This window comes from Desulfurococcaceae archaeon MEX13E-LK6-19 (genome assembly GCA_029637525.1).
Taxonomy (GTDB): Archaea; Thermoproteota; Thermoprotei_A; order Sulfolobales; family Desulfurococcaceae; genus MEX13ELK6-19.
In genome coordinates, this window is sequence record CP072660.1 from 918,567 (window position 1) to 933,316 (window position 14,750).

The following is a 14,750-nucleotide window of genomic DNA, read 5'->3' on the forward strand; positions in this document are numbered from 1 at the left end:
TGAAGTATAGTTAACAACATAACTTTCTAGGATATTTAAGTAATTGTGTTGCTGGCAGCATATCAATAATCACTGTAAGGAGGGATTCTTCTTTTCTTCAAGTCATTGATAATTATTGGGTCCAGTTTTTCCGGTCTATGTTCTTTAAGTACTTTTAGCAAGAGATCTAGTCTTTTCTTTCCATCCATAAGAATCTTGTTAGCGATATCGACGACTACGTGTATCTTTGTCTCGGGGACTACGTCTTCCTTGGGTGTTTTCAGTAATTGTGTGAAACGAACACCTGTCCTTAATTCAATGATTATCCCTTTTATTTTATTGAATGATAGTATCCCGCTATGTTTGAATCCTGCTAGTCTTGCTATTTGTAGTATCTTTGCGGCTTCACGCATGCTCATAGTGGAGACGTGTATTATTGGGCCTACGACGTTAAGCCATAGGTTTCGTACAACAGGTTTTCTATAAACAGCCAGGATGTCATCAGGCGATATAGGTTCGTGTTTCTTAAATACAATGCTTGTTTCTTCACGTGACCAAGGCCTAGATGAGTCGCTTAATGTTATTCTGCCACTACAACTGCTCAGCGTATATGTTTCTGGTCTTAGGAAAAACTCTATCAGTATCGGCAGGAGATCCTCATCTAAATACCCTATCTCAAGATCCTCCCACAGCCTCTCCCAGAAATCATATTTCCTCTCAAGCCATTTCTCGTGGTTAACCGGCATCGCTGTTTCCTCTTGTCGGAACTATTTTATTAACTGTATTTATTGTGTATTTAGTGAGTAAAGAAGTTTAAAACACGGGTAAATAGTGGTGGATACGGATGAGCCAGGGACAGGAGACTATAAGTTTTGAAGAGTTTATGAAATGTGATCTACGTGTTGGTGTTGTTAAGCAGGCTGAGAGGATCCCTGGGACGAAAAAACTACTAAGGCTTATTGTTGACTTAGGCGAACTTGGAGAAAGACAGCTTGTTGCAGGATTGGGGGAATGGTATAGTCCTGAAGATCTTGTAGGGAAATATATTATTGTAGTGGCGAATCTCGCGCCGAAGAAATTTAGAGGCTATGTAAGCCAGGGGATGCTCTTAGCTGCTGAAGACGAAAAGGGAGTGCCAGTACTATTAACTGTCGAAAAACCAGTTAAACCCGGTGCTAAAGTACATTAACCTCTGCCTTCAATCCTTTAATACATGCTTTTTTATCGTAAAGTAGGAAAACAGGCGTGAACGCAAGTAAATTAACAAGACCCTTCATTCTCACTAATACTTTTGTCTTCTTTGACGCACAATAGATTTCAATAAGCGAGAGATCCTCGCCCATGTTTACTCTCTGGTAATCGCCTATAACAACTTCTTCACAGTAATCCTGGAGTCTAGACCAAAGAGCATAAGGATCTCGTGCATCAATAATTATATTATTGTTTTCAAGAAAGACCTTTCCTTCACTACTTATTACCGATGCAAGCTCCCAATAAATAGAATCAATAACGTTTTGTTTTCTCCTTCTTCGCCTAGGCATAAAAAGCCACCTTTCCCAACTATGCAATCTCTAGACTAATAGTATCGTTATAAACAGGAGGCCGTATCATAACGATATGAGTGTTTAAAAGGATGGTATTGCTAAACTTAAGTAATAGTGGATGAAGAAACTCCCCGCTGCGAACCCGTAAAACGGGTTATGAGCAAGCAGGTGAGCTGCCTGACACTCTCTTAGAACCTAGGTGTAAAAACAATGGTTCTTTATGTTCTCGAGCTCGAAGAGAACAAGGTAAGAAAAGCTCGACTAGAAGATTACATGGAGGTAATATATGCTCTAATAAGTCTTGTTGAACCGGGTAAAGTTACAACATACGGTTCTATAGCGAAATTACTTGGAATAAGTCCGAGACTTGTAGGAAAAATAATGGCGGCTAACAAATCACCCATTGTTATACCATGTCATAGAGTTGTAAAGAGTAATGGAGATTTAGGTGGATATAGTCGTGGCGGCGTAAAAATAAAGAAAAGACTCCTAGAGCTTGAAGGGGTTGTTTTTAGCCGAGGTGAAGTGGTTGATAAGAAGTGTATTATTGATTTAAAAGAGCTTCTTGACCCTTGAGATATCTTGTGTATGTTGTTTAGGTATGAGGTGTGTTCCATCGCAACTCTCTGCATTGAAGTATGTTGGTTCTAGAAATCCTTCTCTACAAACAGCATGGGATAACCCTGCTTCTCTTGCAGCTTCTACAACTGGTTTCAATAATTGTTTTCTCAGCTCTTGGTTTAAGTAATAGTATCCATGTATCCGAGTTCCTTTTTCTAGATAAAGTCTTCTCCAATAGCTTGCCATATCAGGGAATTCTTCAATGAGGCGTTTGATGTTATCTGGTCTAGCTTTATATGTGGAAGTTACGATATGTTTCCCTCCATACTCTTTTACACGATGTACTAGTTCTCGAAGCATTTCAGGATCATCGTTTAGCCCGGGTATGATAGGATCTATTCGTACTCCTACGGGAATGTTTCTGTTCGATAAAACCCTTATCGCTTCTAAACGTTTAGTATAAGGTGGTGCATAAGGTTCAAGTCTTCTAGCTAATGAGTCATCAAGACCTGTTATGGTTATCATAACGGCTGCCGGGATCTTAGACAATAGGTCAGCGTCCCTAGTAACTAGATCGGATTTAGTTGTAATCAATGTCTTTACAGAGTACTTGTAAAAGATCTCAAGGACTTTTCTAGTCAGCAAAAGCCATTTCTCAATGGGAGGATATGGATCAGAACTGCTGCTCATTTCAACAACAAGTTCTCTGTTTATAAACGCTATGTCGTGAGTTACATTCCTAAGAAGCATTTTCTTAGGCGTACTAGGTTTACGACCGATATAGCTTGTTGCATAACAATACAGACAAAAATGGCTACAACCTGTATAGGGTTGCAGACTATATTTTGGACGACAAGTACATAGAGGACTACGCCATGGATCGAATGGTCTTATCACTTTAAGCTTTCTTATATTCCCATAAATCTTATGGCCTTTAACTAGAGAAGTCATGTACCTCTTCCTCACATGATTACAGAAACTTTTAGCTAAAAATGGTGTCCCCCGCCAGACCGACCCTCCTCATATTCATCCCCCACACGGGGGTCTCGGGAGAGTGTGAGATGGCGGGGGCCCCTCTTTTCTTTTAGTTATTTCCTCCTTTAATAGTTGTATGGTCTGTTCGTTCTTTTTTCAATGATCAATTAAGTAATAATTATATAGCAACGCTGTTGAAATAATAAGATAAGATATTCTGGGGTTGATTGTTATGAGTAAGAAATACATGAGTATACTATCATTGATCTTTGTCTTCATATTAGTTACTTCATTTATGCCAGTAATCCATACAGAGACACAATTAGAGACGATACCAGAACTACCAGGCCTCGATTCAATGCCTGGAGAAACACTGGCCAAGAATGTTACTCTAGGAAAACCAGCTGTGGTATTTCCTGGAGACTCATTTACAATAGAGTTCAAAGCTCCTGTCGATGCGTCAACAGGTTATATCTATGGCGTCTTTGCTGAAGACGATCATCTTGTTGTCAGAAACTACACGGTAACCGTGGTAGCTCACACAGAATCCAACACAACCACGATAACATTACCAGAAGACGTTGAGCCGGGTCTTTATGACCTAGTACTTGTTGGGAGCAGTGTCGTTGAATTACCACGTAGCGTCTGGGTAATAACAGAAGAAACACTAGCAAAGCTCTTTATAGCACATGTAAGTGATCAGCATTATGGCTCAGGTGAACCAGACACAATTACTGGTCAGTACAAGAGATTCGCTGGACAAATGCTCATAAACCTGCTTGGTGTAGACGCTGTATTCGTGACGGGAGATGAAGCCGATGGTGCCGCAGAACCAGAGTACAAGTATAGTGTAGGGTTTAGAACAAGCTTCCTATACTCAATACCATTCTTCATAGTACCAGGAAACCATGATTGGCCATTGAAACACTTCCTAAGATTCTACGGTGACGATAAATGGTATAGAGTTATTGGCGGTAAGTATCTAATCATAGGAATGGATACTAGAGATGAAGGATATCCTACAGAAGACCAAATGAGATGGCTCGAAGGAATACTGAAAGAGTACAAGGACATACCAATAAAAATAGTAATGATGCACCACCCAGTATTCTACTACCAGGGAACACTAGAAATAAGCTCAAGCGATCCGATCCTGCAAACAGACCCACATACGAACCCCGACAACCCATTAAGCTACTATTGGGGTGCAAACACAACCATAGCAACATGGTTCCTTAGATTATGTGAAGACTATAAGATAACATTGGTACTAGCAGGACACATTCATAGAGACCAATACGTAAAATTTGTATCAACAAGAACTGGTACAACAACATACTTCATCACAACAACAACATTTGCACAAAGCAGACCCAACTACAACGGATTCATAGCATTCGAAATATCTAGCGATGGGAGCATATCATTCCCGATCAAGATGCCAACATTTGTTGGTTTCGATGACGTTGATAGGAGAAGAGTATACAATTCTATATCACTTGATCCAGAATGGGACAAGTACTTCTTCGGACATGTATATGAGGCACCTCACGCCTATAGATTCGATCTAATAAACAACCTTAGTATAATAGATGTATCAAGAAAGGTGATCATATCACTACCATGGGCTGGTCCAGCATTCTCCAAAGAGTTGTCAGCTACTAATGGAGGCTCCATAAAAGTACTTGACATGAAAGTAATTGGTAACAGACTATACGCCCTGTTAGACATTAATCTGCCAGGTAATGGAAGTACGGTAGAGTTTGTCTTCTACAATATGCCAGACTACTTCCCGCCTAGCGTAGACATATTATTCTTTGGTACGCCAGAAACAGGAAAAACCAATATGATCTTCGTGACAGTAAATGACGGCGAATGGGGTCTTGTGAAAATCTCTGGATACCTCATGTTAGGAGATACAATTGTTAACCTCAAGAAGTATAGTGCAGATACGTATATGGTAACAATTAGTGTACCGTCATCTGACCAGCCTATTGAAGGAATACTTCACGTAGAAGCCGTAGATGCAGCAGGAAATATACTGTCAAGAAACTTCACTATAACATTCTATCCACCAGGCCAAGCTCCATCACCGTCTACACATACGTTAAACATTAGCATTACAATAGAAGGAGTAGAGAAAACACCATTAGCGAAAATAGCTATTGCATCAAACACATTCTATAAACTATACGACTTAGAGAGCACTGTGCTAAGTCTTGAATTACCTGAGGGAGTATACGAGATAACGGTAATACCTACTGAAGGTAATACAACAGACTTCCTAGGAAACTTTAGTTTCATTAAATGGGTTGTAGGAGAAACAGAATCAACCGAGCCATCAATAACTATAAACTTAACAAGTGACATAACTCTACAGTTATACTTTGAAACACATGAACTACCATTACCAACAACTACAACCACTACGACCACTACTACAACCACGACTACAACTACTACGACAACCACTACAACTACAACAACTACTACGACTACGACCACCACTACAACGACAACTACAACAACCACGACCACAACAACTACAACGACACCACCAGCACCAGGAGTCAACATAGGACTAATAGCAGCAGCAATCATAATAATCATAATAATAATTGCTGTAGCACTTTACCTAAAAAGAAAGTAATGTAGAGAAAAATTATGTAATTTTTAACATTTTTTTAATAATACAAACTAAATTCCCTGTTAAGGATGTGTAAAATATTGTTTACTGAATAAGGTAAGGAAGTTAAAATTATGTTTTTATTTAAAAGGAATTATTCTAACGTTTTCTCTATGTATATACACTGTTATTTCTGAGCCGAGTGGAACTTCTAATTGGTTTGGCAGATATGCTATGAGGGATGCGTTACCGATTTTTATTCTTGCTTCGATTTTCTCTCCTACAAACATCTGGAAGTCTAGTTTTCCTTTCAACACATTATATCCTGTTAAGTTGGCTGGTTTGGATACTTCAATGTTTTCAGGTCTTATGACAACTGCTGCTGTTCCCTTCATACCGGGCTCGACAAGTGTTCCATCTAGTTCGATGCCTAGTTCATCGACGTGTATTTTTGCGTAAATGTCTTTGCTTTCGGTGATAACTCCTTTGTAGATGTTGCTTCTACCAATGAATCCTGCTACAAACATTGACCTTGGATAGAAGTATACTTCTTTCGGTGTACCTACTTGTAATATCTTGCCATCCTTCATTACTGCTATTCTATCGCTGAGACTCATTGCTTCAAGCTGGTCGTGTGTAACATAAATAGTTGTGATTCCTAGTCTCTTTTGTATTCTCTTTATCTCCTCTCTCATCTCAATTCTTAGTTTGGCATCGAGGTTTGATAATGGCTCGTCGAGTAGGAGAACACGTGGCTCTACTACTAGTGCTCTAGCAAGTGCTACACGTTGCTGTTGACCACCAGATAATTGTAGTGGATACCTTCTCTCTAAACCCTCTAATCTAACCAGCTCTAGTACTTGCTTAACTCTTTTCCTTATCTCTTCCTCAGGTAGTTTACGAAGTCTGAGTCCGTAAGCGATGTTGTCATAGACTGTCATATGGGGCCATAGAGCATAGTTCTGGAAAACCATGGCAGTATTTCTCTCGTAGGGCTTCTTGAACGTTACATCCTCATCATCGAAGTAAACACGTCCTTCTTCTGGCGCCTCGAAGCCAGCTATTATTCTTAGTGTTGTTGTTTTACCACAACCACTAGGACCTAGTAGTGTAAACAATTCGCCAGACTCGATTTCAAGATTTATATGGTCTACTGCTACAACGGCGCCATAAACCTTCGTTATATTCACGAGCCTAACCTTTGTCATTGTGGGACACCTAGTTTTTAGTTAATTATGTGTTTTGAACATTATAAAACATACTTTCATTTAAAGCTAGGCAGCTCCTATGAATGCGTATCTCTGCTTGAATCCTAGCGTAATTATCAGTACGACAGCCAACTGTATTAGTATCAATAGCAAGCCCATTGCAGCAGTATATGGTATACCCTCGGTTGTCCCGCCCTTGTATATGTGCATCATATACCACGTCATCGGTGCTTGTTCTTGGTTAAATGAACCAATGGTAATGCTTGTGCTAACTTCTGTTGATATGTAGATGAAGCCTACCATGGCACCACTAATCATGTTCAATACTATGAGGGGTAACACAATACTTCCTAGGACTTTAAGTCTTTTTGCTCCAAGATTGAGAGCAGCTTCTTCAAGTGTTTCATGTACTTGCTGGAATCCTGCATATACGGAACGCGCCACGAATGGTAGCTTTCTAATACTATATGCTGTTATTAGTACTGCCCATGCCTGGAACTTAAGTGGGCCACTAGTCGGGTCAAGAGGTGTTCCTGTAAAGAATGTTGAGTAGAAGTAGAAGTAACCAATAGCTATCACTAGTCCTGGAATAGCGATTGGTATAGTGATTAGTGTATCTAGTAGTGGTGTTATTATCTTTATCTTTGCTCTACTTACAGCATATGTTGTTATCAATGATATTATTGTGGCTATTATTGTTGCCACGGTAGCATAGATTATTGTGTTTCTAACATATTTTGCTATATCTGAGACGGTGAATATTTCTATAAAGTATTTCAGTGTTGCTTGATCTAATTGTAGAGTGAATTGTCTTACAGGGATGATGTTTAGTGCCATAAGTGCTACGGTTATCTGTGGTAGGGCAGTGAATATTACTAATGGGAATATCAATAAGTACACTGCAAGAAGACCTTTCCATCCAAGTTTTCTTTCACGTGGATTCCAGCGTCCGCCACGCGAGATCATGGCATAGGCTCTCATACCGACGTAACTTCTTATAGTAATGAATCCTAGTACAGCTAATCCTAATAGAATGAATCCAAGCGCTGCTATTTCTGGGGAGACTTGTCCATACTCGCTGATGAGGCTACTAAAGATCTTGTAACTTATTAGTCTTCTTTCTTGGAATACTATTGGTGCGCCTAGATCCTCCAAGCTGAATATAAATACTATTATGGAACCTGCTGCTATACCTGGTAATGCAAGTGGTAGTGTTACTGTCAGGAATAATTTTAATCCTTTAGCACCAAGGTTTTCGGCCTGTTCCTCCATGCTAGGATCTATGTTAACAAAGCTAGAGTAAGCGTTGAGATAGACTATCGGGTAGAACGCCATTATTTGTGCTAGTGCTACACCAGCTAACTCGTGTATTCTTATTTTGAACCCAAAGAGCATGCTGGTTATTTGTGATATGAGTCCATCTAGGCCGAAGAGCAATTTTATCGCGTAAGCATTAATGAATGGTGTTACAAACAATGGTATTATCGCTATTATCCTAAGTATTCTTCTACCAGGGAACTGGTATCTGGCAAGAACGAATCCGACTATTATGCCTAATATTGTGGCAACAGAAGTTACTATTGCTGAGTTTATTAGTGAATTCAGCAGTATACCGTAATCAATACCTGTTATGTCAAAGTAATTAGCATAGGGCTGCCATGTCCAAGGTTCTCGTTGTACTATTTGACGCAGTTTTATGTATGTTCTGCTCTTGAATATTACTTCAAACCAGTAGTACCATGGTTTTCCTTCTGGTACTTCAAAAGCGTGTATTAGCATCATTAACAATGGTACTATCAAGAACACTATAAGTATTACAAATGATATGACTATGAATGATATAAGCACGTAATCTAGTTTGAATGTAGCTGTCTTTACACGGCGCTGCAAAGCTATGATTTTGTATGCCCTTACTCCTCGTTCTTTTATCCATTTTTGTTTTTGTTTGTATAGATCTATACGAGATTTTATGTGACCCCAAATGGTCATTGCAACTATTGATAGTAGGAAGAATGCTATGACTCTTGGTATTCCAGGTATTCCGATCATTAGTACAATAAATATGTATATTATACCGATCATTGATACAAAGCTCCAGGAGAAGGAATATATTAGTCTATATGGGTCGAAGCCCAGTCTGTATGCTATGAATACCCATACTAGCATGCCTAGCCAAAAATAGATCTCGATGTCCTTCATTATATCTGGTGGTATAAGGTCATACGCAATATAATATATTATTGATACTACTAGTGTGCCTACTAGGAAGTCTTTTAAGCTTAAGTATCTTTCTTCTGAAAGGCTCATCAATATCACCTAGCTCTAGGTAATATACTTGTGAAGATACTGAAATACTTTCTTTCTCTTAGGAAAATAATTTAGTTGGTGGATAGGGGTATTAAGTGTTGTCTATTAGGTTATGTTATGTTAATTGATATTTTAACAGACAATTTTGGTTAGTTGAAGAAAAAATAACTTATAATGAAGCCTATGTTAAAAAGCTACCTACAACACGGTATTTTGATGCTACCGCTACTTCTTTTTAGTTAATAGATATGCTGCAATAATAATCACTAGCAACACTATAGCACCTATCACTGGATAATACCTTGATATGTCTGCGGCTGTCGTGGTTGTTGTGGTTGTAGTTGTTGTCGTGGTTGTCGTCGTGGTCGTTGTTGTGGTAGTTGTCGTGGTTGTTGTAGTAGTTGGTGTTTCTGTTGTTGGGCTTGTTGTCGTCGTGGTTGTGGTTGTAGTTGTTGTAGTGGTTGTAGTTGTGGTGGTTATTACGAGTTCGCCGGAAAGTATTTGTTGTAATAAGTCATATACGTGTTGATACTTTTCTCTAGCTTTCTCTTCCCATGTACTCTTGAGCTGGTTCCATATAGTGGCATCGCCTAGGTATGGGTTAATCTTTATAGCATATTCTTCAGTAAATGTTACTGTTTCACCGGTAATCGGGTCAGTGAATTCAAGAGGCTTTACAAGCTCGTTGACAAGGAAGTTGAATTCTACTTCAGTTATTTCTCCATCTAGATATGCTTTGGCTATTTCTGACCATACATCTTGTAGGTCATCGTGTGCATCTACTAGTGTTGCTTTGAAGTATGTTTGCATCGCCTTTTCCCAGAGTTCGGCGAGTGTTTCATTAAATTGTATTACGCTTGCTGTTGTTGCAGCTTCGTATGCAGCTTTTAGATCGGGTCTTTGTTGTCCAGCTTGTGTGTCAAATACTTTTTCGTTAATCGGTAATCTGTTGATGTCTGAGTCAAGCCATAATTGTTGTCCACCGTATTCGCTTAATACCCATGCAATGAATGCTGCTGCGTGTATCTTGTGTTTTGAACCTTTTAGAAGTGCTATTGGGTCAGCGTTTACAATACTTTCTCCTTGTGGTATAATGTATTCACAGTCGGGGTTCTGATGCATTGCTGTATAACCGTAGAAGTCGATTGTTATGCCTATAGCTATTTCGCCTATGATTACGCCGTCTCTTACAGCACTACTTGAGTCATAGATCTTGGCGTTGGCTGCCATTAGTGTTAGTACTTTCCATCCTTCCTCCCATCCATAGGCTTGTAGTATGATTTCATACATTCTAGTATTGCTGGTGCTCATGAAGGGATCTGCTATGCCTACTAATGGTGTGGTGGGTAGATATCTTGCCAGTAATGGGGATGTCAAGTCGCTCCATTTTTCTGGTTTGAAGTCAGCTAAACCGAATTCTTCTAGTTTCTTGTGGTTAACAGTAAATCCGAAGCTACTTATTGCGGCACCGACCCAGTGTATTATCCCGTTTTCGTCATAAGATTTTGTTGGTGCACCCGCAAGGGTGTCATTGATTTTTGATGCCTCATAGAGGATAGCATAGTAGGCCGGATTCTGGTTTGGATCAAGTGGTTCTATGAGTCCCTCTTTGTCTATTATGTTGAATAGTGTTGGGCCGCCTCCCCATGCTATATCGTATGGATTACCGCTTTCTTCAGCCTTCTTTATTGTGTCGATCCATAAGGCTGGTCCAACGCTTCGAAGAACTATGTCTACTATACCAAGCTTTTTAGCTACCTCGCTTTGCAGAAACTCTACTCTTGCTTTCTCTAGTATAGTTGCTTCGTGTCTTGATATCACCGTCAATACAACGTCTCTTTCTGTAGTTAAGCTGGCAAGATAGTCAAGCCAGGGGAATGGTTCTGTAGCATTACCCCAAGGCCACTCGTTGTCCTGTAAAATAGTTTTGTTTTTAATGGTATTTATGGTAGTTGGAGTTGATGCATAAGTAATATTTGCTGGTATGCTTGCAAGTATTGCCAATAATAGTAAGCTACATAGTATGTATCCTGATTTCAGCTTAGCCAAATTAATCACCCAAGGGCAGAGTTTCCTCTAAAATATATATTTATTATACTCTTTTTAAGTATAATAGTTACCTTCATGGTTATTTTCTTTCAATTTATGGTGTCCATGACTTGTTGAAAGAACGTACTCTACCATGGCCTCATATGGGCTATGCTTGTTTTCCAACACTTCGTATTAATGAACGTATTAATGAGAACAAAATTCAAGTCCTATGAGGTAAAGGTAAATAATAAAATAAGATTGACTTGTGTTTGTTGTTTAATTCTTTTTAAGGCGTACAATGAGTTTCAGTGTTTTAATTTCGTATGGCTTAAGTTTTAATGTTATTTTTTGTTCATTTACTTCATGCTCTCCTAGTATTTGTGTTTCTATGATGTTTGTTTCCAATATTTTCTCTATTGGCGCTGGTATTTTTAGTAGTATTGATGCCTCGGCTTTGCTTAAATTACATATCCTGATTAGGTATCCTTCTTTATCTTCAGACTTCTTTACAGTTCCAAGCTCTATGTTTGAAGCAGGTGTTATTTCTAGTAATGTGTAGCTCTTTATTGGTTCTCCTCTAATGTTGTGGTTCTTTGGATATATCACTTTTAGTGGTGACCATACCTCGAGGGCTTTGTTTGGCACCTTTCCTTTCATCCAGTCTCCTTGGTGCGGGTATAGGTGATATGTAAACTCTTCTTGACCCAGGTCACTCCATGGATTCGGGAATATTGGTGATTTTAATAGGCTTAAGCCTATTTTTGATCCTATGGCACTGTATCCATGTCTTGCGGGAGATATTATTGCTACACCATATATTCCGTCGGATACGTCAGCCCATCTGAGTGCTGGTACTTCGAATTTTGCTTTTTCCCAGGAGGTATTCCTTTGTGATGATCTCTCGATGACTCCGTATGGTATTTCATAGTGTACGGTTTTGTTGTTTACATTTATGTTGAACCAAGCTTTAACAAGTACTAGCTTGTCTTTCCAGTCGATTATGTTCTTGAAATCAATTACTTTTGAAGACTTGTAAATGCATATTCTTTGTTTAATTCTTGATTTTCCGAAGCCTTTCGTGTATTCTATACATCCTACTATTGGGCCATCGCATACTATTCTTGGTTTTTCAAGTACGGAGAGTTCTTCGCCGTACGAGAGAAAGTCTTCATCAACATCCCATGCGTCGAAGATGTTAGGACGATCTGGGTGAGCTATTAGTACATTGCTTTTATCTTTGATCATTTCCCTGGAGTATTCTTTATCAAATAACGATACAAGCTCTCCTTTACTATTTATTTTAACTCTTATCTTTTCGTTTTCTAGAACTAAATCATCGCCTTCATGGAATACTCTTACTCCACCTTTTTTGTCGGCTTTTTTAGTGGTTAACCTATAGACAACGTACCCTAGTGGTGGTATGTTGTCTACATATACGTAGGTTTTTCCTTCGAATGATTGACACTCCAAAGGATTGCCATTAAGATCTTCCAAGCAGACATTATCGAGATCTAATATTATAACACCGCTTCTAGGCCAAGGGAGATCATTGTATATAATGATCTCGTCTTTTCCGGCAACAGGGCTTAAAGACGTGTCAATTATGTTTTTGGCTTCATTAATAACCTTTCTTAGATCATCTATCGCGTAATCATACGTCTCCTTAACCGATGAACCTGGTAAGACATCATGGAATTGGTGCAAGAGGACTCTTTTCCAAAGAGACTCAATTTTATCCATAGGGTACTGCTTAAGCCCTAAGACCTCAGCTATGGTGGATGCTATTTCGGCTGACCTTAGGAGAGACTCGGCTTCCGCCATTAATTTCTTGATTGTAAGATTTGTTGTATAGGTCCCCCTATGCATTTCTAGGTAAAGCTCGTCAGTCCATATGGGAACTCTATTTTTGATCTCCTTTACTTTTTTGATGTATTCCTCCTCGTCTATGCTCTTGATCTGAGGGATAAGTGGTAATTTATTAATGAACTCTATGTTCTCGATCATCTCTAGTGTTGGACCGCCTCCTCCATCTCCGTATCCATATGATACTATTGAGAACGGAGCTTCATTCTTATTGTTGTATTTTTTCCAATAATTATATATTCTATCAGGGGTCAGTATTTCATTATAATTAGTAATTATTATTTGCACGGGGATTTTTGTTCCATCAATTCCTTCCCAAATAAATGTATGGTAGGGAAATTTGTTGATCTGATTCCACATAACCTTATGTGTTATAAACACTTCTATACCGCTTTTCTTCATTATCTGGGGAAGCGATGCTGGGAAGCCGAAGGTGTCTGGGAGCCATCCTATTTTTGCTATTTTACCGAATTTTTCTAGGAAGTACTTCTGTCCATAAAGAAACTGTCTGGCGATAGATTCCCCTGTTATGAGTTGTACATCGCTTTCAACCCACATGCCTCCAACAGGAATCCATTTATTTTTGTTTATAAACTCCCTTATCTTCGAGAATAATTCTTTATCAATATCTTCAATCCATTTATAATATTGTGCACTACTTTGGACAAATGTTATATTGGGGTAAAGTTCAAGATACCTTACTATTGTGGAAAATGTCCTTAGTAATTTTCTTTTTGTTTCATTGTAAGACCAAAGCCATGCAGCATCTATATGACTATGACCACAAATGTAAAGTAGTCCTCGGTTAGGGTACTTTTTTCGCAACTTTTCAAGTCCTTTGTAGAGTTCCTCTTCTATTCGAGTTGCTTCATTTACAACGCTCTCCATAGAGGGCATAGTGAGATCTTCATAGAGGTTTTCAAGGATGTACTTACCGTAGAGACCAGCAAGGGCCTTGTGATCCCATGATGGTGTAATAAGATCCTCACGTTGAAATTCATTTAGATGCAATGGTGTATACAGCAATATTAGTGCTAATGTTACTTGTTTTATATTTGGCACTATTCTTGTTCTTAACATAATGTCTGTGAGAAGTGAAGTCAATTCCTCTCGCAGCTCATCATTAGCTGGTAAAGATTCAATAAATTTAGTAAGGCTAAGCACTCTATTAGCAACAATATATGGTTTCCAGGCAACACCTATGAGTAAAGCAGTTTTAAACTCAAAATACAGATCAATGTATCCAAACAGCTTACGTGGTGAGAGAATTAATTCGACGACGCTATGGCCTGGTCTAATAGGTATATAAGTATGTACATCATCTATTCCAGACCATGTTGTTCCATTTATTTTTACTAAGCCATTACCGTTAGTAGCAATTTTAAGAAACCAGAAAAGTCCGTTGTTAGGTACGTTTAATGATGTAGTAAATCTAAATTCATCTTCATGTTTTGTGGCTACATAAGGTAGAGTAATGGTTTTCCCGTTAAGACGCCATTGTTTAACAAACTTGAATTCTTGTATAGATGCAGCAAGTAATTCAAAGGCAATTCTCCTGATTTTCCTAAGAAGCATATGTACTATCGTACCTCCATGCCATCTAGCATCATTTTGAAGTGGTGTTTTGTTAGACAATAAAAAACTTGCGGAGGAGAG

General features: G+C 38.8%; 10 protein-coding genes. 3 read left to right on the plus strand and 7 right to left on the minus strand.

What is annotated here, in order from left to right; translation table 11 throughout:
• Window positions 1–62 precede the first annotated feature (62 nt).
• Window positions 63–725, minus strand: a complete 663-nt coding sequence (locus tag J4526_05180) for a hypothetical protein (GenBank protein WFO76224.1) — start codon at window positions 723–725, stop codon at window positions 63–65.
• Window positions 726–823: 98 nt separating this feature from the next.
• On the opposite strand from J4526_05180, the gene metG reads away from it, so the two are divergent.
• The gene (gene metG, locus J4526_05185; GenBank protein ID WFO76225.1) at window positions 824–1,168 is read left to right on the plus strand and encodes a methionine--tRNA ligase subunit beta; all 345 of its coding nucleotides are present in this window, start codon (window positions 824–826) and stop codon (window positions 1,166–1,168) included.
• Here metG and J4526_05190 read toward each other — a convergent pair.
• The gene (locus J4526_05190) at window positions 1,155–1,520 is read right to left on the minus strand and encodes a hypothetical protein (protein WFO76226.1); all 366 of its coding nucleotides are present in this window, start codon (window positions 1,518–1,520) and stop codon (window positions 1,155–1,157) included. The genes metG and J4526_05190 overlap by 14 nt on opposite strands.
• Before the next feature lie 213 nt (window positions 1,521–1,733).
• On the opposite strand from J4526_05190, the gene J4526_05195 reads away from it, so the two are divergent.
• Window positions 1,734–2,099, plus strand: a complete 366-nt coding sequence (locus J4526_05195) for an MGMT family protein (protein ID WFO76227.1) — start codon at window positions 1,734–1,736, stop codon at window positions 2,097–2,099.
• Here the strand turns inward: J4526_05195 and J4526_05200 are convergent.
• Window positions 2,076–3,035, minus strand: a complete 960-nt coding sequence (locus J4526_05200; GenBank protein WFO76228.1) for a radical SAM protein — start codon at window positions 3,033–3,035, stop codon at window positions 2,076–2,078. The genes J4526_05195 and J4526_05200 overlap by 24 nt on opposite strands.
• A gap of 256 nt (window positions 3,036–3,291) precedes the next feature.
• Here J4526_05200 and J4526_05205 point away from each other — a divergent pair, with 256 nt between their 5' ends.
• Window positions 3,292–5,709, plus strand: coding sequence for a metallophosphoesterase (locus J4526_05205; GenBank protein ID WFO76229.1), 2,418 nt, complete (start codon window positions 3,292–3,294; stop codon window positions 5,707–5,709).
• Between the two features lie 116 nt (window positions 5,710–5,825).
• Here the strand turns inward: J4526_05205 and J4526_05210 are convergent, their stop codons facing one another.
• The 4 genes from J4526_05210 to J4526_05225 form a co-directional block, all read right to left on the minus strand.
• A complete protein-coding gene (locus tag J4526_05210; protein ID WFO76230.1) occupies window positions 5,826–6,893 on the minus strand; it encodes an ABC transporter ATP-binding protein in 1,068 nt (355 codons plus the stop codon).
• 66 nt (window positions 6,894–6,959) lie between these two features.
• A complete protein-coding gene (locus tag J4526_05215; protein WFO76231.1) occupies window positions 6,960–9,200 on the minus strand; it encodes an iron ABC transporter permease in 2,241 nt (746 codons plus the stop codon).
• 225 nt (window positions 9,201–9,425) lie between these two features.
• The gene (locus J4526_05220) at window positions 9,426–11,204 is read right to left on the minus strand and encodes an ABC transporter substrate-binding protein (protein WFO76340.1); all 1,779 of its coding nucleotides are present in this window, start codon (window positions 11,202–11,204) and stop codon (window positions 9,426–9,428) included.
• Between the two features lie 303 nt (window positions 11,205–11,507).
• A complete protein-coding gene (locus tag J4526_05225) occupies window positions 11,508–14,669 on the minus strand; it encodes an alpha-mannosidase (protein ID WFO76232.1) in 3,162 nt (1,053 codons plus the stop codon).
• Between the last annotated feature and the right edge of the window lie 81 nt (window positions 14,670–14,750).

Excerpts from the sequence above, each read along its gene's own strand:
- J4526_05195 (WFO76227.1), top strand. The coding sequence starts at position 1,734 with ATGGTTCTTTATGTTCTCGAGCTCGAAGAGAACAAGGTAAGAAAAGCT.
- J4526_05205 (WFO76229.1), top strand. The coding sequence starts at position 3,292 with ATGAGTAAGAAATACATGAGTATACTATCATTGATCTTTGTCTTCATA.
- J4526_05210 (WFO76230.1), bottom strand. The coding sequence starts at position 6,893 with ATGACAAAGGTTAGGCTCGTGAATATAACGAAGGTTTATGGCGCCGTT.
- J4526_05225 (WFO76232.1), bottom strand. The coding sequence starts at position 14,669 with ATGCTTCTTAGGAAAATCAGGAGAATTGCCTTTGAATTACTTGCTGCA.
- metG (WFO76225.1), top strand. The coding sequence starts at position 824 with ATGAGCCAGGGACAGGAGACTATAAGTTTTGAAGAGTTTATGAAATGT.
- J4526_05180 (WFO76224.1), bottom strand. The coding sequence starts at position 725 with ATGCCGGTTAACCACGAGAAATGGCTTGAGAGGAAATATGATTTCTGG.
- J4526_05215 (WFO76231.1), bottom strand. The coding sequence starts at position 9,200 with ATGAGCCTTTCAGAAGAAAGATACTTAAGCTTAAAAGACTTCCTAGTA.
- J4526_05190 (WFO76226.1), bottom strand. The coding sequence starts at position 1,520 with ATGCCTAGGCGAAGAAGGAGAAAACAAAACGTTATTGATTCTATTTAT.
- J4526_05200 (WFO76228.1), bottom strand. The coding sequence starts at position 3,035 with ATGACTTCTCTAGTTAAAGGCCATAAGATTTATGGGAATATAAGAAAG.